Origin of the sequence: Streptomyces iconiensis, assembly GCF_028657195.3 — a bacterium.
Lineage (GTDB): Bacteria > Actinomycetota > Actinomycetes > Streptomycetales > Streptomycetaceae > Streptomyces > Streptomyces iconiensis.
Genome location: NZ_JANCPR020000021.1, coordinates 1 through 22,900, shown reverse-complemented (window position 1 = coordinate 22,900; position 22,900 = coordinate 1). Strand labels below are relative to the sequence as shown.

At 73.4% G+C, this 22,900-nt stretch carries 19 protein-coding genes; 5 read left to right on the top strand and 14 right to left on the bottom strand.

The genetic code is table 11. The features are described 5' to 3' along the window. Nucleotide 1: 1 nt before the first annotated feature. On the bottom strand, nucleotides 2–793 hold the full coding sequence (locus NMN56_RS21345; protein ID WP_280842722.1) for an aminoglycoside 6-adenylyltransferase: 792 nt from the start codon (nucleotides 791–793) through the stop codon (nucleotides 2–4). A 113-nt stretch (nucleotides 794–906) separates the two neighbouring features. Between NMN56_RS21345 and NMN56_RS21340 the strand changes: the two genes are divergently transcribed. Next, on the top strand, nucleotides 907–1,710 hold the full coding sequence (locus NMN56_RS21340) for a methyltransferase (RefSeq protein ID WP_274041987.1): 804 nt from the start codon (nucleotides 907–909) through the stop codon (nucleotides 1,708–1,710). Here NMN56_RS21340 and NMN56_RS21335 read toward each other — a convergent pair. Then, complete coding sequence (locus tag NMN56_RS21335) at nucleotides 1,649–2,830, bottom strand: hypothetical protein (RefSeq protein WP_274041986.1); 1,182 nt, start codon at nucleotides 2,828–2,830, stop codon at nucleotides 1,649–1,651. The genes NMN56_RS21340 and NMN56_RS21335 overlap by 62 nt on opposite strands. Before the next feature lie 162 nt (nucleotides 2,831–2,992). Here NMN56_RS21335 and NMN56_RS21330 point away from each other — a divergent pair, with 162 nt between their 5' ends. The 3 genes from NMN56_RS21330 (at nucleotide 2,993) to NMN56_RS21320 (ending at nucleotide 7,325) form a co-directional block, all read left to right on the top strand. Beyond that, nucleotides 2,993–4,843: a PEP-utilizing enzyme gene (locus NMN56_RS21330; protein ID WP_274041985.1), complete on the top strand. Its 1,851-nt coding sequence runs from the start codon at nucleotides 2,993–2,995 to the stop codon at nucleotides 4,841–4,843. Further along, nucleotides 4,840–5,775: a PEP/pyruvate-binding domain-containing protein gene (locus NMN56_RS21325; RefSeq protein ID WP_274041984.1), complete on the top strand. Its 936-nt coding sequence runs from the start codon at nucleotides 4,840–4,842 to the stop codon at nucleotides 5,773–5,775. Before NMN56_RS21330 ends, NMN56_RS21325 begins: the two co-directional genes overlap by 4 nt. A gap of 785 nt (nucleotides 5,776–6,560) precedes the next feature. Beyond that, a complete protein-coding gene (locus NMN56_RS21320) occupies nucleotides 6,561–7,325 on the top strand; it encodes a S1 family peptidase (protein WP_274041983.1) in 765 nt (254 codons plus the stop codon). 142 nt (nucleotides 7,326–7,467) lie between these two features. On the opposite strand, the gene NMN56_RS21315 is transcribed toward NMN56_RS21320, so the two are convergent. The 3 genes from NMN56_RS21315 to NMN56_RS21305 all read right to left on the bottom strand — a co-directional run bounded on the left by NMN56_RS21315 (nucleotide 7,468) and on the right by NMN56_RS21305 (nucleotide 11,334). Next, the gene (locus NMN56_RS21315) at nucleotides 7,468–8,760 is read right to left on the bottom strand and encodes an APC family permease (RefSeq protein WP_274041982.1); all 1,293 of its coding nucleotides are present in this window, start codon (nucleotides 8,758–8,760) and stop codon (nucleotides 7,468–7,470) included. A gap of 229 nt (nucleotides 8,761–8,989) precedes the next feature. Then, nucleotides 8,990–9,799 carry an SDR family NAD(P)-dependent oxidoreductase gene (locus tag NMN56_RS21310; RefSeq protein WP_274041981.1) on the bottom strand — a complete coding sequence of 270 codons (810 nt, stop codon included), beginning with the start codon at nucleotides 9,797–9,799 and terminating at the stop codon, nucleotides 8,990–8,992. Then, nucleotides 9,796–11,334, bottom strand: coding sequence for an MFS transporter (locus tag NMN56_RS21305; protein WP_274041980.1), 1,539 nt, complete (start codon nucleotides 11,332–11,334; stop codon nucleotides 9,796–9,798). Before NMN56_RS21305 ends, NMN56_RS21310 begins: the two co-directional genes overlap by 4 nt. 312 nt (nucleotides 11,335–11,646) lie before the next feature. Here NMN56_RS21305 and NMN56_RS21300 point away from each other — a divergent pair, with 312 nt between their 5' ends. Next, a complete protein-coding gene (locus NMN56_RS21300) occupies nucleotides 11,647–12,495 on the top strand; it encodes a helix-turn-helix transcriptional regulator (protein ID WP_274041979.1) in 849 nt (282 codons plus the stop codon). A gap of 46 nt (nucleotides 12,496–12,541) precedes the next feature. On the opposite strand, the gene NMN56_RS21295 is transcribed toward NMN56_RS21300, so the two are convergent. The 9 genes from NMN56_RS21295 to NMN56_RS21255 all read right to left on the bottom strand — a co-directional run bounded on the left by NMN56_RS21295 (nucleotide 12,542) and on the right by NMN56_RS21255 (nucleotide 22,700). Beyond that, nucleotides 12,542–14,185 (bottom strand): aldehyde dehydrogenase family protein, encoded by a 1,644-nt coding sequence (locus NMN56_RS21295; protein WP_274041978.1) that lies wholly within the window; start codon nucleotides 14,183–14,185, stop codon nucleotides 12,542–12,544. A 246-nt stretch (nucleotides 14,186–14,431) separates the two neighbouring features. After that, complete coding sequence (locus NMN56_RS21290) at nucleotides 14,432–15,511, bottom strand: sugar phosphate isomerase/epimerase family protein (protein ID WP_274041977.1); 1,080 nt, start codon at nucleotides 15,509–15,511, stop codon at nucleotides 14,432–14,434. After that, complete coding sequence (locus tag NMN56_RS21285; protein ID WP_274041976.1) at nucleotides 15,508–16,935, bottom strand: alkaline phosphatase family protein; 1,428 nt, start codon at nucleotides 16,933–16,935, stop codon at nucleotides 15,508–15,510. The genes NMN56_RS21290 and NMN56_RS21285 overlap by 4 nt, the downstream gene beginning before the upstream one ends. After that, the gene (eboE, locus tag NMN56_RS21280) at nucleotides 16,932–18,113 is read right to left on the bottom strand and encodes a metabolite traffic protein EboE (protein ID WP_274041975.1); all 1,182 of its coding nucleotides are present in this window, start codon (nucleotides 18,111–18,113) and stop codon (nucleotides 16,932–16,934) included. Before eboE ends, NMN56_RS21285 begins: the two co-directional genes overlap by 4 nt. A 13-nt stretch (nucleotides 18,114–18,126) precedes the next feature. Then, nucleotides 18,127–18,978, bottom strand: a complete 852-nt coding sequence (locus NMN56_RS21275) for a TatD family hydrolase (protein WP_274042281.1) — start codon at nucleotides 18,976–18,978, stop codon at nucleotides 18,127–18,129. Between the two features lie 5 nt (nucleotides 18,979–18,983). Continuing rightward, the gene (locus NMN56_RS21270; RefSeq protein WP_274041974.1) at nucleotides 18,984–19,802 is read right to left on the bottom strand and encodes an EboA domain-containing protein; all 819 of its coding nucleotides are present in this window, start codon (nucleotides 19,800–19,802) and stop codon (nucleotides 18,984–18,986) included. Beyond that, nucleotides 19,796–20,665, bottom strand: coding sequence for a sugar phosphate isomerase/epimerase family protein (locus tag NMN56_RS21265; protein ID WP_274041973.1), 870 nt, complete (start codon nucleotides 20,663–20,665; stop codon nucleotides 19,796–19,798). Before NMN56_RS21265 ends, NMN56_RS21270 begins: the two co-directional genes overlap by 7 nt. Further along, nucleotides 20,662–21,528, bottom strand: a complete 867-nt coding sequence (locus NMN56_RS21260; protein ID WP_430542667.1) for an SCO3242 family prenyltransferase — start codon at nucleotides 21,526–21,528, stop codon at nucleotides 20,662–20,664. The genes NMN56_RS21265 and NMN56_RS21260 overlap by 4 nt, the downstream gene beginning before the upstream one ends. A 5-nt stretch (nucleotides 21,529–21,533) precedes the next feature. Further along, on the bottom strand, nucleotides 21,534–22,700 hold the full coding sequence (locus NMN56_RS21255) for an inositol-3-phosphate synthase (RefSeq protein WP_274041971.1): 1,167 nt from the start codon (nucleotides 22,698–22,700) through the stop codon (nucleotides 21,534–21,536). Nucleotides 22,701–22,900: the final 200 nt, after the last annotated feature.

Below are 22,900 nucleotides of genomic sequence, written 5' to 3'. Positions count from 1 at the left end.
CTCAGCCGAGTTCGAGGTCGAGTGCGGTACGCAGATGCCTGCGCGCTGCCTCCTCCAGCTCCCGCGGCCATTCCAGACCGCACCGCCCGTGCAGTTCCCTGGCCAGCGGGAGGAAGGCGCGGGCGCAGGCGAGGTGTCCCTCGACGGCGGCCGAGCGGGTGGCCTCGATCGGCGGCAGACCGCTGAGCGTCCGCATGCGCTCCGGCGGCAGCAGCCCGTCCAGGTGCAGCACGCCGCCGCGGTCCTCGACGGCGACGTCCTCCAGCATCAGCTGGATCAGCAGCTGCCGCAGCAGTCCGGCGCCCGAGGCGGCGACCACGTACTCCTGCCTGCCGATCACCACGGGCAGCAGACCCAGCACGCGCAGGAACTCGGTGGTCAGCCCCGCGACCTTGGCGGCATCGGGCCCGAGCGGCTCACCCTCGGGCTTGAGCCGCTCGGTCAGGCCGGCGCGGTCGAAGAGCGGCTTGAGGGTGGAACGGCTGCGGGACGGAACGTCCTCGGGGGTGCCGATGGCGACGTCGAAGCGCAGCCACTCGGGGGTGACGGCGTTGAACACCGGTCCGCCGCGCACCTGTTGGCGCAGCACGGTCGGGGTGATCCGGTCGCACAGCTTGGGCCAGTCCTCGGTGAAGTCCCGTACGTCGTCGGCCGCCACCACGAGCCAGACGTCCACATCGCTGTAGGCGTCGGCCGTACCGCGCCCCCGGCTGCCGCTCAGCCACGCGGCGAGCACCCGCTGCTCGTCCTGGAGCACCTGGCTGATCCTGCTGATGAGACCGTCTGGATCCATCGTTCCCTCTGTCCGCTCCGGCGTCATCGCGGCACCATAAACGCTACGTGAGCGTATGACAACGATGCGCCGTCCTGGCCGCCGGGTGCCCCCTGTCCCTACGCTGTCCGCCCATGTGGAACGAGGATCACGAGGCCGCCGAACGGTTTCTGAGGCACTATCAGTCGCCTCGGGGGCTGGTGCGCATCCAGCTGGTCGCCCGTCATGTCACCGAGCATCTGCCGCCGGGCCCCGCCCACCTCGTGGACATCGGCGCGGGGGGCGGCCAGCAGGCGGCGGCGCTCGCACGGGAGGGCCACCGGGTGACCCTGGTGGAGCCCTCGCCGCTGATGCTGGCGCGGGCCGAGGAGACGATCGCCGGGCTCCCCGAGGAGGTGCGCGGCCGGATGTCGCTGCACCGGATGTCCGCGCAGGAGGCGGCCGACCGGTTGCCGGCCGCCGGTTACGACGGCGTGCTGTGCCATGGAGTGCTGATGTACCTCCCGTCGCCCGGCCCGCTGCTGCGCTCCCTCGCCCAACTCTGCGCGCCCGGCGGGCTGGTGTCGGTGGTGACCAAGAACGCCGCCGCGCTGGCGTTCCGCCCCGCGCTCCAGGGTGACTACGCCGAGGCCCTGAACGGCTTCGGCGCACGGACCAGTACGGGCTGGCTCGGGGCGCCCACGCGCGGCGACACCGTGGAGGACCTGACGGTCGGGCTGCGCGAGTACGGCGTGTGCGTACGCGACTGGTACGGGGTGGGCGTGTTCAGCGACCACCGTACGGATCTGGAGGACCTGCCCGACGACCAGCTCCGGCTGCTCCAGGCCGTGGAGTACGAGGCCGCCAGGCGGGACCCGTACCGGGCGACGGCCCGGCTCATCCATGTGGTCGGCCATCGTCCGTCCGCGCGCTCAGATCCGCCAGCGCTGCCCGGCTGAGCGCGCTCAGTGTCGTACCGCTGCCAGGCGGCGAGGTGCCCGCACACAGCTCGCCCACATCGTGTGCGGCCCACGCGCCGGCGAGGGCCCGCCTGGCGGCGGCGAGGGTCGGCGCGCTGCCCACGAGGACCACGTCGTCGCAGACCGACAGCAGCACTCCGGCACGGCACGCGGCAGGGCGGCCCCGGTTGACGGACGCGACCAGCCTGGGCACCTCGCCGAGGAACCAACCGCCCAGCAGCGCGCCCCGGTTCAGCAGTTGCCGCCCGCTCGCGGCGCCGCGTACCAGCCCCGCCCGGAACCCGGACACGTCCAGGCGGGCCACAGCGAGCCCGCCGGGCACCACGTTGCCCGCGAGCAGCTCGCCGACCGGCATGTGCGCGAGGAACGCGGGCACCTCGGCACGCCGCCAGGCCCGCAGCACCCTCCGCAGCTCCTCGGCGACCAGCCGGGCCATGGGCCACGCGCCGGAGGCAGATCCGGGCGCGGACCCGCAAGCGGGGGCGGTGGCGGGAGCGCGGGCAGCTCCGGGAGCGGGAGAGGGCCAGGGAGCGGGGGTGCGCCCGGGACCGGTGGCGGCGGCCAGCGTGTCCCGGACGGTGTCGAGCGAGGCGGGTGCCCTGTCAGCGAAGCCCGTGCGCAGGGCCGCCTTCGGGCCGTGGTCGCGCTGGACGTCGTGCCAGGCCGCCACGAACAGCGGCCAGGACGCGGCGTCCAGCCCCGCCGTCGCCGGCGCGCGGCGCACCTCCGTGTCCAGGCCCAAGTCCGCGAGCCAGGCACGTGCCGCCTCGACGGCCGCCTCGACGTGCGGCGCCGCGCTCCGGTGGTACATCGGCACGCTGTGCCCCGGCGTCGCGTGGATCGGCAGGCACCAACGGGGCGAGGCGGCGCGTGCACAGCGCCCGAGGGCGCGCGTGACGGCGACCAGAAGCGCGTACCGCTCACGCTGACGCCACAGCGCGACCGGCACGGAGGCGTCGTGCAGCAGCGCCCGCGCGGACAACAGCCGCACCGCGCACAGCTGCCACCCCTCGCGTTCCCTCACGTCCACGCCCATGGGCTCGTCAGCGCCCGCGTCCTGGCGGGCGCCCACGTCCATGTCCAGGGGCTCGTCCCGCATGTCGGCCACCTCCCGGTCAGCTCGCCAACTGTCCTTCCCAGCAGGCGTGTTGGGCAGCCGCCGGGCCGGCCTTGCCGTCTTCCACGCCGTGGACGGCCGGTGTTACCGTTCCTGCGTCCGACGCTCTCGCGACGCCTCACGTTCGTACCCGCAGGAGGCCGCATGCAGGCGGGCTGGTCCGCACCGCGCGACGTCACGACGCCGCCCGGCGCCGCGGGTTGGCGTGACATGTACCCCGAGCATCTGCTGTTCACCGAGGAGAACGGCGACTGGGAGAACAGCGCGTTCTGGCTCCACGACAGCCTGCACCACCCCGGCGTGAAGTACCCCTTCGACTCGGTGGTCAATGAGGCCATCCGGCTGACCAAGGGGCAGTGGACATCCCGTGTCTTCGCGCTGCCCGGCGGCTACGGCACCGAACACCGCATCCTCAACGGGTACTCCTACCTCAGTCCGGTGCCGGTGACCGACGCCGCGGAGCGTGCCGCACGCGCCGAGGTCTTCGCCGCCAGGTCCCGCACCTACTACGCGCAGTGGGAGCAGCTGCACCAGCGCTGGCTCGACCGCGTCCTGGCCCTCATCTCCGAGACCGAGGCACTCCACGTACCGGGGCTCCCCGGGCTGGAGGACGACCGGGTACTGCACGAGGGCGCCGTCGCGGCGAGCAGCAGGCTCCTGCTCGAACGGTACGACGCCGTGCTGGCGAATCTCTTCGCCGCGTGGCAGCACCACTTCGAGCTGCTGACGCTCGGGTACGCGGCCTACCTCAAGCTCTACCACTGGGCGCGGCAGCACTTCCCCGGAGTGACGGACCAGTCGGTGGCGCAGCTACTCGCCGGGCACGACAGCCGGCTGTTCCGCGCGCAGGAGGGCGTCGCACAACTGACCGCCGCCGCCGTGGAGTCAGGGCTCGACGGCCTGGTGCGTGCGCACGGCTACGCGGAGGCCGTACCCCTGCTGCGGGGGCGCCAGGAGGGCCGGGACTGGCTGGAGTCGTGGCGGAAGCTCTCCGACCCCTGGTTCAACATCGCCACCGACAGCGGGCTGAACCACCGGAGCAGGTCGTGGCGCGACCACCCCGATGTCGTATGGCAGCACATCCGCCGGCGCCTCGACGACACCTCGCCCGGCGCCCGGGCGCCCGAGGCGGCGGTGCGCAGGCGGCGGGCCGGCGAACTGGCCGATTCCTACCGGCGGTTGCTGCCGTCACCCGACGCCAGGGAACAGTTCGACGAGGCGCTCTCGCTGGCCCGCCGGGTCAGCGCCTTCGTGGAGGACCACTCCTTCTACCTGGAGAACTGGTTCCACCTCGCCTTCTGGCGCAAGATCAGGGAGTTCGCCGACGTGATGGCCGGAGCCGGCCTGCTGGCGGCACGGGACGACGTGTTCCTCCTCAACCGCTTCGAGGTCGCACAGGCCCTGTACGAGACCGCGGCCTCCTGGGGCACCGGCGCTCCCACCGGTGCGGGGCGGCGGCTCGGCGAGCGCGTCCGGCGCCGGCGCGGCATCATCGCCGCGCTGGAGCGCTGGGAGCCGCCCGCGCACCTCGGCGAGGAACCGACCTCGGGTGGCGACCCGGCGATGCGGATGCTGTTCGGCACCGGCACCGCTCTTCCGCAGCCGCGGCACGGACTGTCCGGCCACCCGGCCAGCCCGGGGCGCGCCACGGGGCCCGTGCGGCTCGTCGAGAACGACACCGACCTGACATACGTACAGCCCGGCGAGATTCTGGTGGCGCGGACCGCTTCCGCCGTATGGACGGGCGTCTTCGATGTGATCGGCGGCTTCGTCACCGAGATCGGCGGTGTGATGGCACACGCGGCCATCGTCGCCCGCGAGTACGCCGTCCCCGCTGTCGTCGGCGTGCCCTCGGCACGCGGCCGGCTCTCCACCGGCCAACTGGTCGTACTCGACGGGACAACGGGCACGGTCACCCCCGTCGGCGAGAACGGGGAGGGCGGGAAAGGCGGGGAGGGCGGGGCGCGCGGCGAGAACGGTGAGGGTGCTCCATGACGCCCGCGATCCTGTCCCTGGACGACCGGCGCACCGAGCGCGGGCCGGTCGGTGCCAAGGCCCACACCCTCGCGCGGCTGCGCCGTCACGGGTTCCAGGTGCCGGACGGGTTCGTACTGACCGCGGGCTTCCCCACCCCGGGGGCGCCCGGGGCCTTCCCGCCCCAGGAGGCGTCCGCGCGTGCGCGACTCGCCGCCGCCTGCCGTGCGTGGATCGGCCCGGACCCGGACGTGCCCTTGGCCGTACGCTCCAGCGCGCGGGCGGAGGACGGCCCGGCGCTGTCCTACGCGGGACAGTTCGTCAGCGTCCTGGACGTCCGCGGGACCGACGCGCTCGCCGCTGCCGTGGCGCGCTGCAGGGCCGGTGCTTCCGACGGGCGCGCCGAGCGCTACCGGCGCCGGATGGACGGCCGGGAGGAGCGGACGAACGGCCACCGGGGCGAGGGCGAAGCCGAGGACGCGGGCGAAGGCGAGAACGGGGGCGAAGGCGGCGCCTCCGCACCCGTCGCGCCCGCCATGCCCGTTCTCGTGCAGCGCATGGTGCGTCCGGAGTGGGCGGGTGTGCTGTTCTCCGTCGACCCGGTGCGCCCCGACCCCGCCGTGCTCGTGGTGGACGCGGCACCGGAGTCGGCAGCTTCCGTGTGCGACGGCACCGCCAACCCGCTGCGGTACCGGGTCGACCGGGTGTCCCTCACCGTGCTCGACGGGCCCGGACCCGACGCCGGGCCGGCCCCCGGCACCGCGCTCATCGCGGAAGTGGCGCGCACGGGCCTGGCGCTGGAACGCGTACTCGGGGGGCCGCAGGACGTCGAGTGGGCCACGGACAGCGGCGCGGTGCCCGAGGTGACGGTCCTGCAGTCCCGGGCCGTCACCACGCTGCCAACGTCCTCGGGGCCGGCAGCGACCGTCGCGGAGACGCTCTCCTGGCTGTGACCCTGGCTGTGGCCCTGGCTGTGGCCCTGGCTGTGACGCCGTCCCTCGCTCCGCCGTACCCGGCGCAAGCCAGGGGTGGCGTCACAGGCGCCACATTGTCGGGTCACGCCGTCGCAGGGTGCTCACGTTTGCGGCCGACGGGTACGCGCGGAAGGCGCGAGCCGTGATTCGTACTTCGAGGGTCTTCCTCATCGCCGCCGACTCGGTCCGCCGCGTTTCGGGACAGGCACCGTCCCTCCGCCGCTCGCGGCGTGCCAGTACGGCCGTGGCGAAACAGACGATAAGTACCACGGAAATCGCCATCGCCGTCAAAAAGACCATTGCGTCCCGGCCTTCACGTTCTCACAGGAAGTACCGGTAAGTTCCAGTAAGTTCTGGTAAATGCCACTGCTCAAGCTACTCGTCGCCGATTGGCGGCGTGACGGGGAGTTCCGGCAATACCGCGCAGCCGCACTCTTCCGGGCGCTGGAAACGCACCGGATTCGAGCTGCCCCTTGCCGTGCGGCGGAGACCGGCCGGCGCGGTGGGAGACAACCTGTGTGGTAACTGTGGCGCGGAATCCCGCCCTTCAGCCACCGGACGGGGGACGCGGGAATGGACCTCGTGAACGCGGCTGCGAGTGCGGGAAGTTCAAGGTCTTTCATTCCGGGCGCCGACGGCGTTCCATAAACGCGCGTTATGGCCAAGTGGTATTACCCGAATCTCTCGGCTTCCGGGATCCTGTCCCCTGGTACTTCCCCGGACAGCACGCGCGACACAGCGCGCGCCTTCAGAAACGAGGAGCCTTGAGAATCACCAGGTTACTCCCCACGCTCATAGCCGCTCTAATGGCTGCCCTCACGCTCAGTACCGCAGCGGTCGCCCAGGACCGCTCCCCCGGTGACCGCGCCCCGGCGGGTGTCACGACCGAGAACCGCGCCGCCGACAGCGGCAACGGCGGCCCGAAACCGATCATCGGCGGCGGGTACGCGCAGAGCGGCCCCTGGGCAGCACGGCTGTTCTCCGCCGGGAGACAGACGTGCAGCGCGACGATCATCGCCCCCACCTGGATCCTCACCGCCAAGCACTGCGTCAGCGGCGGCCAGCTGTCGTTCCGTATCGGCAGCCTCGACCAGACCTCCGGCGGCACCATGGCCAACGGCGCACAGGTCCACACGCACTCGTCCGACCTGGCGCTGGTCCGCCTCGACCGGTCCGTCCAGGGGACCTACGCCACCCTCGGCCAGCCGGGCTCCGTCTCGGTCGGCCAGAGCGTGCAGGTCTACGGGTGGGGCGCCACGGCCCGGTGCAGCCCGGAGATCAACTGTCAGTCCCAGCTGCTGAAGTACGCGAACGTCACCGTGACCGGCGGCTGCGCGGACGCCTACGGCGGCAACGCGATCTGCGCCCGGCGGGGCAACGGCATCACGGCCGGCGGCGACTCGGGCGGCCCGATGATGGCGAACGGCGTCCAGGTCGGCGTCGCGTCCACCAGTGACCGGCAGACCACCACCGCCTACACGAACGTGACGCAGTACCGCTCCTGGATCCGGTCCATCGCCGGCGTCTGACCGTAGGGCCAACTCCCTTCCCCTGCCCGGCAGTTCGCCCTGACCGGCGACCGAACCCGGGCCCTTCCGTCCGCCCGCCCCGCCCGGTCGAGCGCGGGGTGGGCAGGCGCCGGGGGTGACGGCTGCCGCAGCCGGACAGCCGTCACCCCGCACGGGCCGCCGCGGCGCGCCGCACCAGATGGGCCAGCGCACCGAGCGCGAGCACGGCGGCGCCCGCACGTTGCGACGGACCGGGCAGCGCGCCCGCCAGCACCACACAGCCGGCCAGGCCCACGGCGGGTACGACGTGCCGCAAGCGGCGCGAGGGCGTGGTGGGTGCGGTGTGCGTGGCGAGGTTCCAGGCCGAGGCGTTGGCGATGGCGTAGTAGACGAGCACGCCGAAGGACGAGAAGCCGATCGCGCCGCGTACGTCGCCCGCCAGCACGATGACCAGAACGACGGCGCCGACGGCCAGTTCGGCACGGCGCGGCGCCGAGAACCGTGGCTCGACCGCCGCCAGCGCATGCGGGAGATGCCGGTCCCTGGCCATCGCCAGTACGGTGCGCGAGACCCCCAGCAGCAGGGCCATCAGCGCGCCAACGGCCGCCGCCGCGGCGCCGGTCCGCACCACGGGCACCAGCCACCCGGCCCCCGCCGCACGTACCGCGTCGGCCAGCGGCGCCGTGCTGCCGCCGAGCCCGGCGCCGCCCAGTACGGAAAGCGCGGCAACAGCGACGGCCGCGTAGACGGCCAGGGTGATGCCGAGCGCGAGCGGCACGGCGCGCGGAATGGTACGGGCCGGATCGCGTACCTCTTCGCCGAGTGTGGCGATGCGCGCGTAACCGGCGAACGCGAAGAACAGCAGGCCCGCGGCCTGCAGTACGCCGCCAGGCCCCGCCCCGGCGCCGATGCCGAGCCGGGCCGCTTCGGCCGGGCCCGAGAGCAGGCAGGCGCACACGACGGCGGCGAGCACCGCCAGCACCACGGCGACGACGGCCCGGGTGAACCAGGCGGACTTGCGTACGCCCGCACAGTTCACCGCCGTCAGCGCGACGACAGCGCCCACCGCCACCGGGTGCGCCTGGGACGGCCACACGTAGGCGCCCACCGTCAACGCCATCGCCGCGCAGGACGCGGTCTTGCCGACCACGAACGCCCACCCGGCCAGGTACCCCCAGAAGTCGCCCAGCCGCTCACGGCCGTAGACATAGGTGCCGCCCGAGGTCGGGTACCGGGCGGCCAGCCGCGCCGAGGATGTCGCGTTGCAGTACGCGACCAGCCCGGCGACCGCCAGCCCGAGCAGCAGCCCTGACCCCGCGGCCTCGGCAGCGGGGCCGAACGCCACGAAGACACCGGCGCCGATCATCGCCCCGAGCCCGATGACCACCGCGTCGAACACCCCCAGCCGCCGCCGCAGTTCACCCGCCGCACCGGCCGGCCCCGTCGGCTCGCCCATCGCCCACTCCCTCGCGCCAGCGACCACGCACCCTGCGGAACCGCCACGCGACGATACCGGCCACGCCGCCCGCCGGGGCCGCCGCCGCGTCGGGAGTCGCCGTGCGTCAAGTGCCGCCGTGCGTCCGGAGTCGCCGCAGAGTGCGGTGCGTACCCGGACGCCGTGAGGTGCGGTACGTACCGGGGTACGAGGCGTCGCGGGCCGCCCGGCGTGAATCCGGCGAGCCGCGCTAGAGCGCGGTGAAGCCGCCGTCGGCGGGGAGCAGGGCTCCGGTGACGAAGCTGGAGCGGGGCGAGGCGAGGAAGCAGAGTGCCTCGGCGATCTCCTCGGGCTGCGCGACGCGCCCCAGGGGCTGCGCGTCGGCGAAGGACGCCAGGTACGCGCGGCTGTCGGAGCGGAACGTATCGAGGAAGTCGGTCTCGATGACGCCAGCGGCGACGAGGTTGGCGCGGATGCCCAGCGGTCCGCCCTCGACGGCAAGTACCTTGGTCAGCTGGGCCAGGGCGCCCTTCGACGCGCTGTAGGCGACGCCTTCGGGCAGCGCGACGGTGCAGGCGTACGAGCCGGTGCTGACGATGGCGCCGCCACCGCGTGCCTTCATGGCCCGGAACGCCTCGCGGGCGAAGAAGAAGGAGCCGCGCGCGTTGACCGCCATCACGGCGTCCCAGTCCTCGGCGGTGGTTTCGGTGACGGGCTTGTTCAGGGTGCGTCCGGCGTTGTTCACCAGGACGTCCAGTCCGCCGAACGCTTCGACGGCCGACCGTACGGCCAGGGTGGCGGTCTCTTCCCGTGTGACGTCGCCGGTCATGGTCCGGACGCCGGGGAAGTCCTCCGCCAGGGCGCCGACGCCGGGACGCACGTCGACGGCGAGGACACGGGCGCCGCGGGCGTGCAGGAGCGCGACGGTCGCCCTGCCGACGCCGCGCGCGGCCCCGGTGACGAGGGCGGTCTTCTCCGCGAACTCGGCGGCTCCGGTGGACGGCCGCGCGGGGTCCGTGTGCGGGGTCGCGGTGGTTGCGGACGGTGTGGTGGGGGTCATGTGGCGTTCCTTGAGGGTGAGTTGGGGCGTCGGTGCCGGATCAGGAGTGTGGCGCCCAGGCCGGCCAGTACGGTGCCGACGATGACGGCGGTGCCGGGGGCGTAGCCGGCCAGGGGATCGCCACCGCCGTTCGCGCGCTGCCCCGCCTCGACCACAGCGGTGACGACGGCGAGCACCACGGCGCCGCCGATCTGCATGGAGGTGTTGAGCAGTGCGCCCGCGAGTCCCTGGTCCCGGTCGGGCACCCCGGCGACCGCGCTCATGTTCAGGGCGGGAAAGGTCGCCGCCGTGCCGAGTCCGTTGAGGGCCATGACGGGCAGGACGACGGTGAGGAAGGCGGAGTCGGGCCCGATACGGAAGAAGAGCGCATAGGACGCCGCCAGCAGCAGCATCCCGGCCCCGATCATCCGGTGGGCGCCGAACCGTGCGGCGAGCCGTCCCGCGAAGGGCGCCAGCGCGCCGTTGACGAGGCCGAGCGGGACGAAGGCGCCCGCGGTCTGCAGCGGTGTCCAGTGCAGCACGTTCTGCAGGTAGAGCGTGGCGAGGAAAGCGAAGGAGGTGTAGGCACCCCACATCGCGAAGATCGTCAGATTCGTGCCCGCTGTGCTGCGCCGCTTCAGGAAGAGCAGCGGCACCAGCGGCCTGCGTGACCTGGCCTCGATCCGCGGGAACAGGGCGAGGAGCAGGGCAGCGGCGGCGAACAGGACGACGGTGCGGACCGACCCCCACCCGTGCTCCGGTGCCTGCGCGAGGGCGTAGACCAAGGTCACCAGGCCGCCGGTCGCGGTCAGGGCGCCGGGCAGGTCGATCTTCCCGCGCGTGGTGACAGGGGGATCGGCGGGAAGGAGACGGCGTCCGGCGAGGAGCGCCGCCGCGGCGATGGGCACAGGCAGCGCGAACACCAGCCGCCAGGAGATCTCCGTGAGTACGCCGCCGAGCACGAGGCCGCTGATGAAGCCGCTGGCTCCGGCCGTGGCGTACCAGCCCAGCGCACGCCCACGCTGCGGCCCCTCGGGCCAGCCGGTGGTGATGAGGGAGAGCGCAGCGGGGGCGAGAAAGCCCGCCGCGATCCCCTTGACCAGGCGTGCCGCGATCAGGAGCGCCCCGTTCGGTGCGAGCGCGCCCAGCACGCTCACCACGGCGAACACGGCGACGGCGGCCATGAAGGTACGCCGGCGCCCGAACAGATCGGCCGCCCTGCCGCCCAGCAGCAGGAAACCGCCGTAGCCGAGCGCGTACGCCGAGACGATCCACTGCAGCGAGGCCGACGTCATGCCCAGGTCGTGCTGGATGGCGGGCAGGGCGACGCCCACGTCGGACAGGTCGATGGCGTCCATGAAGTGGGAGGCGCACAGGACCAGGAGCGCCAGGGCGCCGGGCACGGACGCGGGCCCGTCCCTGGTTGGCGCCTTGGGCAAGGCGCCGGTGGCGGAAGCGCCGGTGGCGGCGCTGGTAGCGGCTCCGGCGGCGCCGGTGGCGGCATTGCCGGCGGAGGCGCCGGGGGTGGGAACGGGTTCATCGGTTCTCTGCTGCACAGGCTTGCTCTCTTGTGGTGGGGCCCCGCTTGCGAGGGCCGGGCCCGCTTGTGGATCCGGCCCCGCCGCGGTGCGGGTTCCGCTCACAGGGCCGACCCCGCTGCGGTGCGGGTCCGCTGCGGTGCGGGTTCCGTTCACGGGGGCCGGCCCCTCTGCGGTGCGGGTTCCGCTCGCGGTGCGGGGCTGCCCGGTGGCTGCGATTGCGTACTGCTCCAGCGAGTCTGGGCCGGTCGGCGGGGGTCAACCAGGACGGTTGCTGCCTGGGTGCGGCACACCCAGGCAGGTCTCGGGGCAGCCGCCTAGTCTGGAGGTATGAACGGCAACCACCTCGGAGATTTCCTGCGCACACGCCGCGCGCGGCTGCGGCCCGAAGACGTCGGCATGGCGAGTTACGGGGCCCGCAGGGTCGCCGGGCTGCGCCGTGAGGAGGTCGCCGTGCTGGCCGGGGTGAACGCCGACTACTACACGCGCCTGGAACAGGGGCGTGAGCGCAACCCGTCACCGCAGGTGCTTGAGGCGCTCGGCGGTGCGCTGCGGCTGGACGAGGACGCGCGGGCTCACCTGTTCCGGCTGGCCGGGACAGCGCCGCGCGACGGGGCCTCCGCACACGCCGTCGAGCAGGTCGGCCCGGCGCTGCGGCAGTTGATGGACGGCTACCCGAACACTCCGGCCTTCGTCATGAACAGGACGCTGGACCTGCTGGCCACCAACGCGCTGGCCGACGCCTTGTACTCCCCGTTCGAGCCGGCGGACAACCTGGCCCGTATGACGTTCGCCGACCCCGCGGGGCGGCACTTCTTCGCGGACCGGGACCGGGCCGCCCAGGCAGCCGTCGCCAACCTGCGCCAGGCGGCCGGCTTCGACCCGGACAACCCGCGGCTCTGTGAACTCGTCCGCACCCTCACCGAGCAGAGCGCGGACTTCGCCCGCCTGTGGGACACCCATACCGTGCGCGGCAAGACGCGGGACGCCAAGCAGCTCGTCCACCCGGACGTCGGCCCCCTCGCCCTCACGTACCAGGCGTTCGACGTGCGCGACGCCCCGGGTCAGCAACTCGTCATCTACCACGCCGAACCCGGCAGCCCCAGCGCCCAGGCCCTCGATCTCCTGGGCTCCCTCCACGCCACCCGGCACGGGGCCGAACCCCGCCCCCACCACTGAAGCCAGCGGCGGGACCAGGGTTCGGCACCGGGCGGTGGGGGCTCCGTCAGGCGGCCATGGCCTCCGGCTGGAGGCGGTAGTCGGGGAAGTTGCCGGGAAGGCGCTCGTCGGGCGGGCCCTGGGTGACGGCGCGTACGAGGAGGTCGCCGCCGACGAAGGCGCCGCGCCACGAGGCGCCGAAGCCGCCGAAGAGTTCGTCGCGGTCACCGCGCGAACGGGGCCTGCCGTGGCCGGTCTTGAAGGCCCGGATCTGGGGCGCGAGGCGGTCGTAGAGGTGCTGGTCGTCGGTGGAGAGGGTGGCGACGAGGGCGCCGTTGCTGGCGTTCATCGCGGCGAGCAGTTCGGCCTCGGTGTCGACGAGGACGATCGTATCGACGGGCCCGAAGGGTTCCGCGTGGTGGAGCGGCGAGGCGGGGGGCGGGCCCAAGAGGGTGGTGGGCGGCAGGTAGGCGGAGAGGTCCTGGCCGGGGAGGAAGCGCCCGTCGGCGAGGGTGCCCCGGTGGAGGGGTATGGCGCCGCGGTCGATGGCGTCGTCGGCGAGCCCCGCAAGCTCCCGTGCCTTGCCCGCGTTGATGAGGGGGCCGAAGTCCAGCTCGGGCAGCGGGTCTCCGGGGTCGGCGACGGCGAGCGGGTGACCGAAGCTGACGGCGCGTACGGCGGGGAGGTAGGCGTTCAGGAAGTCGGCGAAGCGGCTGCGCTGGACGACGAAGCGGGGGTAGGCGGTGCAGCGCTGCTTGGCGTAGTCGAAGGTCTTGCGCAGCAGCGGCGTGAGCGCTTCCCAGTCGGTGTAGTCCCACACGCCCCAGCAGTTGAGCCCCTCCTGCTCCAGGATGTGCCGCTTGCCGAGGTCGGCGACGGCGGTGGCGACGCGCGCCCCGGCGTCCCTGCCGCCGACGAAGGAGACGCAGCCGACGTGCGGGGAGCGCACGAGCGCTTCGGACAGTTCGCCGCCGCTGCCGCTGAGGAGCGTGAGCGGCAGGCCGGCGCGGACGCCGAGCGCGCAGGCGAGGGTGAGGCAGGCGAGGCCGCCGTCGGTGGGGGTCTTGGCGATGACGGCGTTGCCCGCGAGCGCCTGGATGAACATGGCGTGGACGAGCACGCTCATGGGGTAGTTCCAGCTGGCGATGTTGCTGACGGGGCCGTGCAGCGGGGTGCGGCCCTCGGTCATGGGCCCGATGTGGTCGGCGTACCAGCGCACTCCCTCGATCGCCCGGTCCACGTCGGCCCGCGCGAGCTTCCACGGCTTGCCGATCTCCCAGACGAGGAGCAGCGCGAGGAGTTCACGGTGTTCGGTGAGCGCGTCGAGGGCGGCGTTGACGCGCGCACGGCGCTCGGCGAGTGGCGTGTGGCGCCACTCGCGGTGTGTGTCGAGGGCGGCGCGCACGGCCTGGTGCGCCGCTGGTGCGTCCAGGCGGGGCGGGCCCGCGATCGGGGTGCCGTCGACGGGGCTGGTGGCGGGCAGGGGGTCGCCGTCGGTGTGCCAGGTGCCTGCCCAGAGATTGCGGACGCGGTACTCGGTGGCGGGGCCGAACTCGGTGGCAGCGCGGCCTGACTCGGTGGTGGGGCGGTGCTCCGCGGCGGGGTCGCCGCCGGCGAATGCCTCGGGGGCCAGCGCGACGCAGCGCTGCCACGCGTCGGACCAGGCGGTGCCGGGCTTGAGGGTGAGGGTGGGCGCGGGTGTGGGTCCCATCGTCTTCTCCGCTCTCGTTGCACGTACGGGGCGGGTGCGGTTGGTGACGCGATACCGCTTGCGTTACCGAACGGTAGCGACTCGGTGAGCCCCGGGCACCGTGCCTGACACGGATATGCGATGCGTCACGTGCGCCGGTCGAGCCGGCCTCGCGTACCGCGTGCGCGTACCGGCGCTGTGCCGTCGGTACGCGCAACCGGTGCGTGCCCCACCCGCCCCCTACGTGCCTCAAGTGCGGCTGCCCTGCTACCTCTTGCGGCGCAGGTAGGCGGCGGAGCGGCGGGCCGAGCTGAGGGACCCCGCCGGGTTGGCGTTGGGGTCGACGGCGTCGTCGCGCTCCATCAGCCAGTGGTGGTCGGTGCGGTGACCGTGGCCGTGCCGCCCCTTGTGGCGCAGGACGCGGCCGATGAACCGTTCGTAGTCGATGTCACCGTCCCCCACGTCCACCATGTGGTAGCCGTCGGCCGACGCCTCGTCGTGCTCGCCGTCCTTGACGTGGAAGAGCGGATAGCGGTGCGGGGCGGCCAGGACGTAGTCCAGGGGCTCGAAGGGTGCCGGGGTGCCGTCGGGACGGACGCTGAAGCGGTGCTGGCCCGCGTAGGCCCAGTAGATGTCCATCTCCAGATAGACCAGTTCGGGGTCGGTCTCGGCGAGGAGCACGTCGTAGAGGCGCACGTCGGGCCGGTCCTCGGCGAAGCCGAACTCCATCTGGTGGTTGTGCTGGTAGAACTTCAGGCCGCGCTTGCGAGCCGCAGCGCCGTAGGTGTTGAAGTCCTCGGCCGCGCGCTTCCAGGCGTCGACCGTGCGGCCGTAGCGGTCGGGGCTGGCCGCCGTACCGACGTGCGGGACGCCGAGCGCAGCCGCGTCGTCGACGACCTTGTCGAGCTGCGTGGCGAAGGTGTAGTCGGCGGGATTGCCGGAGTAGTAGCCGACGTGGCTGCCGATACCGCGCAGGCCGTTGTCGCGCATCAGCCTCTTGAGCTGCCGCAGGCTGATGTCGCCCGTGCCCTGGGTGTAGCCGGCGAACTCGACGGAGTCGTAGCCGTAGCGCCGCAGTTCCTCGAAGACGCGGGCGAATCCCAGGGCCTTGGTCTGGTCCCGGATCGTGTAGAGCTGGATGCCGAGCTTGCCGCGCGGCACGATCGGGCGGCGGCCGTGACCGTGGCCCTGGGTTGTGCTCGCCGTGGAGGCCGCGTCCGTACGGGAGCCGGCGTGTGCGGCCGTGGTGCCGAGCAGGGCTGCGGCCGTCGCGCCCGCCGCGACGCCGAGGAAGCCGCGGCGGCGCAGTGCGCTGTCCAGCTCGGGGTGTTCGGGTCTGTGTGTCATGTCAGGTCTCCCAGTGCCAGGTCGAGAAGCAGGCGCTTCACGTCGGTTGCGGGGAAGGGCTGCGCGTCCCGGCGCTCGCCGAGTGCGTCGGGGCGCGAGCACAGCAGCACGGGTCCGTCCTCCGTACGTGAGGGCAGGAGGCCGTGGCTGCCGCGGATCGGTGAGGGGTCCAGGGGTACGACGGCCATGCGGTAGCGCATGCCGGTCTTCTTACGGGCCAGCGCGGCTGCGGCCCGCAGCTTGACGTACGGGTCGTGGGGGTCCATGAACAGCTCGACCGGGTCGTATCCGGGCTTGCGGTGGATCTCGACCAACTGCGCGAAGTCGGGCGCGTGGGCGTCGTCGAGCCAGTAGTAGTACGTGAACCACGCGTCGGGCTCGGCGAGCGCGACCAGCTCGCCGGAGCGCGGATGGTCCAGGCCGTTCTCCTTCTTGCCGCCCTCGTCCAGGAGCCGGGCCAGGCCGGGGAGCCCGTCGAGCGCCTCGCGGGTGGCGGGCAGGTCGGCGGGGTCGCTGACGTAGACGTGCGCGATCTGGTGGTCGGCGACGGCGAAGGCGCGCGAGGTCCAGGGGTCGAGGTACTCCATGCCGTCCTGCGTGTAGACGTTCAGCAGTCCGGCGCGGCGCAGCACCCGGTTGATGTCGACGTGCCGGCGTACGCGCGTGATCCCGTACTCGGAGAGCGCGACGACCGTACGGCCCTCGTCCCTGGCCTGGTCGAGCAACGGAGCGAGGGCGGCGTCCAGTTCGGCCGCCGCGCGGTGCGAGCGGGGGTCATCGGGGCCGTAGCGCTGGAGGTCGTAGTCGAGATGCGGCACGTAGCACAGCGCGAGGTCGGGGTGGCGGGTGCGCAGGAGGTGCCGCGTGGCGCCGATGATCCACTCGGAGGAGGTGAGGTTCGCACCGGGGCCCCAGAAGGTGAACAGGGGGAACTCGCCCAGCTCGGCGACCAGTTCGTCGTGCAGCTCAGGTGGCCTGGTGTAGCAGTCCGGCTCCTTGCGGCCGTCGGCGTAGTAGACGGGGCGCGGGGTGACCGTCCAGTCGGTGTCGGCGCCCATCGCGTACCACCAGCACACGTTCGCCACCGTGTAGGAGGAGCCGGGCCGCAGCGCACGCGCCGCGTCCCACAGCTTCTCGCCGCCGACGAGCCGGTTGTGCTGGCGCCACAGCAGTACGTCGCCCAGCTCGCGGAAGTACCAGCCGTTGGCGACGATGCCGTGCCCCGAGGGCAGCTCGCCCGTCAGGAAGGTGGACTGCGCCGCGCAGGTGACCGCCGGGAGCACCGTGCGCAGCGGGCTGTAGGAGCCCTCGCGGCCCAGCGCGCGCAGCCTGGGCATGTGCTCCAGCAGCGAGGGGGTGAGGCCGACCACGTCGATGACGAGCAGGGGGTGGGCGCGCGGCGCGGCGGCCGGGGGCCGGATCATGGCAGCTCCTTGAGGCCGAGCCCGGTCAACAGGTCGCGTGCCGTGGCCAGTTCGGCGGCGATGCCGTCGGCGAGCTGGGCCCGCGTCGTGGGGCGCAGCGCGGTGGGCAGCGCCTGCCAGGTGTACGTCTCGACCTCCAGGTGGTGCGTGAGCGGGACGGGCCCGCCAACCAGGAGGGCGAGGGTGTCGTGCAGCACCGGCAGCGTCGCCGTGAGGGGCGGCACGAGGGGCGCGTGCAGCGGGACGTGGAAGTGCGAGCGCCACGGCCCTTCGGTGGGCAGCGCACCCGGCGCGAGTGCCTCGTCCAGGTCGTCGGTGGCGCGCAGGGTGCCGTCGCGCGTAAGGGCCCTGGTCTGGTGCAGGAAGCGCGGCTCGGCGAACTCGGCGAGCGCGGCCCGTACGTCCTCGCGCTCAGGGTGCTCGGCGTGCAGCGCGGCGGAGAGCTGGGACTTGACGAGCGGCACCCCCGCGCCCGTGAGCGCGCCCACGGCGGTTGCGGGGTCCTCGAACGCGGTGGCCAGGTGGCACGTGTCCACGCACACGCCGATACGGTGCGCGGGCGGGGCACCCTCGCCCGTGAGTGCCGCGATGGCGTCGGCCGTGGTCTCGACGGTGCAGCCGGGTTCGGGTTCGAGGCCGACGCGGATGCTGCGCCCCGTCAGCTCCTCCAGCGCGTCCAGGCGCTGGGCGAGCGTGGTCAGCCGGGCGAGCGCGGCGCCGCGCCTGCCGGCGTCGAAGTCCGTACGCCAGGCGAGCGGCAGCGTGGAGATCGTGCCCCAGGGCACGTCGTCGGGCAGCAGGGTTGCCAGCAGGCGGGCGAGGTCGGTGGTGTGGTCGAGGCGCGCGTCCTCGGTCCAGTCGGGCCGGTAGACGCGGTACTTGACGTGCTGGCCGCCGAAGCCCTCGTACGGGAACCCGTTGAGCGTGACCACCTCAAGACCGGCGCGGTCCAGCGCGGCGCGCAACTCCCTCACCCGCGCCGGGTCGTGGGTGAGCGTACGGGCGGCGTCGCGGGCCAGCCACAGGCCGATGCCGAGCCTGTCGCGGTGCAGCCGGCGCCGTACGGGTTCCGCGTATTCGGTCAACTGCCGTAGTACGCCGTCGAGTTCTTCCGCCGCGTGGACGTTGGTGCAGTACGAGAGGTGGACGGTCGAGCCGTCCGGGTGCCGGAACCGCATGTGCGCTCCCTCCTCACTCTCCGCCGCGCAGGATGGAGTTGCCCTCGTACGACTGGCCTTCCGGGGGCGCGGAGTCGAGGACGAGACGTCCGCTCTGGCCGTAGAAGGCGACCGGGTTGCGCCACAGCACCTGGTCGACCTCGTCCTCACCGAAGCCGGCGGCGAGCATGGCGTCGCCCACGTGCCGGGTCTTGAGGGGGTCGCTGTGGCCCCAGTCGGCAGCGGAGTTGACGAGGACCCGGTCGGTTCCGTGCACGCGCAGGATGCGGATCATCCGCTCGGGGTCCATCTTGGTGTCGGGGTAGACGGAGAAGCCGAGCCAGCAGCCGCTGTCGGACGCGGCGCCCAGCGTCGTCTCGTTCAGGTGGTCGAGCACGACGTGTTCCGGTGGCAGCCCGGACTCGCGCAGCACATCCAGGGTGCGGTGCAGCCCCGCCAGCTTGTCCCGGTGCGGGGTGTGGACGAGCGCGGGCAGGCCGTGCTCGCGCGCGAGCTGGAGCTGCGCCGCGAGGGCCGTGTCCTCGGCGGGTGTCATCGCGTCGTAGCCGACCTCGCCGACGGCGACGACGTTGTCCTTGAGGAGGTAGCGCGGCAGCGCGTCGAGCACGGGCGTACAGCGCGGGTCGTTGGCCTCCTTGGGGTTGAGGGCCAGCGTGCAGTGGTGCGCGATGCCGTGCTGGGCGGCGCGGAAGGGCTCCCAGCCGAGGAGCGAGTCGAAGTAGTCGTAGAACGAGGCGGGCGAGGTGCGGGGCTGGCCGAGCCAGAAGGAGGGCTCGACCAGCGCACGCACTCCGGCCGCGTGCATCGCCGCGTAGTCGTCGGTTGTCCTGGAGGTCATGTGGATGTGCGGATCGAAGATGCGCAACGCGATCACGGCTCCTGGGGCGAGCGGGGGGTGCGGTGGGAGTCGGGGGCTTCCCCGGCTTCGGGGGCTTCGGCGCCCCCGGTGCCGGGAGCGGCGAGGGCTCCGGGGTCCGTCCCTGTGCCCTGCGCCGCCGGGCCTTCGGCGGTGTGCGGGAAGCGGGCCAGGTCCAGTGCGGTGTGCAGGTCGGAGGGGACCTCGCGGCCCGCGGCCGTGCGTTCGCGCGCGTAGTCCTCCAGCATCCTGGCCAGCTCGCCGTCCCCCGCCGCACGGTGCTCAAGACCGGCGACGGCGCTCAACGGCACGCCGGTGAACAGGCACTTGAGCACCGCCTGCCGCCACTGGTGCGCGTCCAGGTGCGCGGCGGCGTACGGGCCGAGCGCGGCGGCGACCAGCCGCGTGTCGTTCGTGCGCAGCGCGTCCTCGACGAGGGTCAGCGCACCCTCCCGCTCAGGTGGCGGGTCCAGGTGCGGGAGCGCGAGCAGTACGGCGCGGCGCTCGGCTGCCGTGCCGTGCTCGTAGAGGCGGGCGAGGGTCGCGGTGTCCGGTGCCGCGGCGTGCAGGATCAGCACGCGTGCGGTGTCGGCCGGATCGCGCGGCGGCACGGCTGCCTCAGCGACACCCGCCTCCCCTTCGGGCCGTAACGCGTGCGGGCCGCACTGGCGCCCCGCCTGGGCGAAGTCGCGCTCCCAGGGCGGCAGTCCGGGCTCGTTCACGTGGTGCGGCGCGTCGGCCGCCGTGGCGAGGGCCTGGTGCAGCCAGGCGCGAGCGCCGGCGCCGAGCCGCAGCTCAAGGCCGGTACGGAGGGTGGCGAGAGGGGTCAGCATGGGGTGTTGTCTCCCGTCTTGGCCTCGGCCGTCGTCAGGAAGTGCAGGGATTCTGCGGCCCGTTCGGGCCCGGCGTGCGAATCGCGTGGCAGCTCGACGGTGACCAGCCCGCCGTACCGCGCCTCGCGCAGCGCATCGAGCACGGGCGGAAAGTCGATCTCCCCGGCGCCGAACGGCAGGTGCTCGTGCACACCGCGCCGCATGTCCTCGATCTGCACATGCCGCAGCCACGGAGCCGCGGCCCGCACACAGTCGGCCGGCGGTTCGGGCTCCAGGCACTGGCAGTGGCCGATGTCCAGGGTCAGCCCGAGCAGTTCGGGACTGTCCAGTGCCGTACGCAGCCGGTGGAACCCCGCCAGGTCGCCCAGCAGATGACCGGGCTCCGGCTCGACGGCCAGAGGCACCCCCGCGGCCTCGGCCGCCACGAGCACCGATCCGATGCCGTCGGCGAGCCGGGGCCACGCCTCGTGCGGGTCCGTGCCGGGAGGCAGCTTCCCGCTGAAGCAGTGCACGGCGTGCGCGCCGAGGTCGGCCGCGACCCGTACCGCCTTGAGCAGCAGCTCCGTACGGGAGGCGCGGGCCCCGGCGTCCGGGTCGAGCAGCGTGGGGTGGTGCTTGCGCCGCGCGTCCAGGACGTAGCGGCCCCCGGTCTCGATGGTCACCGACAGCCCGTACCGCTCCAGCGCCCGGCCCACCTCGGCCGTACGGGCCGCCAGACCCGGCGCGAGGGGGTCGAGGTGCATGTGGTCGAGCGTCAGGCCGACACCTGAGTACCCGAGGTCGGCCAGGAGCGCGAGCGCGTCCTCCAGGCGCAGGTCGGCGAGGCCGTTGGTGCCGTAGGCGTAACGGAGCGCTCCGGTCATGTGGGGCTCACCTTCCTGGACAGCCGGCGGGCGAGAGGGAGCAGCGCGAGCAGGGCGGCGGCCGTCGCCGCCGAGCCCCTGCGGTCCGTACGGGCCGTGAGCGCGGCCTGCAACGGGATCATGGCGCGGATGCCGCCGCCGACCGCGCGCTGGAGCAGCGGTGGCGAGGGGTTCAGCGCGGCATGCGCGAGGGGGCGTGCAGCGCCGGCGACGTACGCCGCCGCAGCGCCGAGCGCCTGTGGCCTGCGCTGCCGCGTCACCACGGCGGCGATGCCCGCCACCACGCCGAGCGCGGCCAGCGGCACGGCGGGCGCTCCGCCCTCCGCCTCGCGCCGCGAGACCGCCGTCACCGCCCACGTGTGCACGCCCATGAGTCCGGCCGCACCGGCAACGTCGCGTGCCGCGGCTGCCGTTGGCGTGCCCGTCGAGGTGGCGGCTGCGCCGAGGATCACATCGAGTGCGCGGGCCGTCGCCATGGTGGCGGGGGCCGCGCGGGTGTGGTTGAGGCGCAGGTCGTAGGCCCACACGGTGCCGGCGAGCGCGGTGGCCGTCAGCAGCGCGGGGCGCCCCGCACGCGCGGCGAGCGCGAGACCGGCCGCCGTGAGGGCCCCGGCCGCGAGGAAGGCGGCGGGAGGACTGATACGGCCGGAGGGCAGGGGACGTTCGGGGCGCTCCACCGCGTCGGTCTCCCGGTCGGCCCAGTCGTTGAGCGCCATGCCCGCCTCGTACAGGCACACGGACGAGGCGGCGGCCAGCGCGGTGCCCCGGTTCGGCGCGCGCCCCACGGCCGCCGCACCGGCGACCGCGTCACCCGGCACCGTGAACAGCGCGGAGACCCGCAGGAGTTCGGCCCACGCCGTCACCCGGCTCACCGCTCCACCCCGGTCGGCGCTTCCGCCTGCCCGCGGGACAGCCGTTCCGCCAGCTCCAGCAGCGCGCACCACTGTCCCGGCAGATCGCTGGGCCCCGTGTCCGGGTCCTTGAAGTAGAAGCCGAGCCCGTCCACGGGTCCCGTGATGCCCACCTCGTGCGCGCGCGCCAGCAGCCGTGCGAGGTCCAGCACGAGCGGTGCGGCGAGCGCCGAGTCACAGCCCTGCCAGATCGTCTGGAGCACCATCCGGGAGCCCAGGAACCCGTCGAAGGCGACGTGGTCCCACGCGGTCTTCCAGTCGCCCATCGCCGGTACGTCGTCGATGTGCACCTGGCCGTCCGGCACCTCACCGAGCGTGTCGGCGAGCACCCTCGCCTTGCCCGCGTTCTTCGCCGCAGCCGCTGCCGGGTCGGCGAGCGCAGCGCCGTCGCCGCCGCCCAGCAGGTTGGTGCCCGACCACGCCCGTACGGCCAGCGCACGCTGCGCGAACATCGGCGCCAGCACCGAACGCAGCAGTGTCTGCCCTGTCTTGCCGTCCCGGCCCGCGTACGGCACGCCCGCCGCACGCGCCGCTTCGGCGAGCCGCGGGTGGTGCAGGCCCGTCGAGGGCGTGAAGTTCACATAGGGGCAGCCGGCGCGCAGCGCTGCCGCCGCGTACAGCGCGCTGGGCGGAAGCGTGTCCTCCCTCTCCGTGTGCGCCTCGGTGCTCGCGACGTTCACGACGACGGTACGGGCGAGCCCGTGCTCCCGTGTGAACTCGACGAGGTCAGCCGCGTACGTCTCGACCAACTCGTCCTCGCCGCGCAGGTCCGAGGCCCCGCCTCCAGGACGTATCGCGGCGTCGGCAGCCGCGAGTTCGGCACGGACGGCCGAGGGCAGCCCGTGCGGAATCACGCCACCCTCGGCCAGCGCCTCGGCCCGCTTGGGCAGGGGCGCCGACACCGTGTCATGGCCCCCGAACACAAACGTGTCAGGCCCAGCGAGCCCGCACGCGGCGAACGGCGCCGCCTCCGTCACCATCCCCGTCGGCGGATGCAGCCCCGCCGCGAGCGCCGCGGCTCCGGTCACGGCCGTCGTCGCGACGGAACCCCGCGCGCCGATCAGCCATATGCCCGTGCGGACCTTGTCGTGGGATTCAACGGGGTTGCTGTAGGCGTCAGGCACGATGCCTCCCTTTGTGTGCGGGTGGTACGTCTGCGGCAGCTGATCCCCCCACACTGCCCTGTCCAGCTCCCCACCGGTATGCCGCCTGCACAAGCACACGACCACCGAACAGGAGCAGAGCCCCGGGAGAGGAAACCCCGCCCCAGGAACGGGAGAGGAACCCCCCGACCCGGGCAACAGGGAGAGGGAAACGGGTGGGT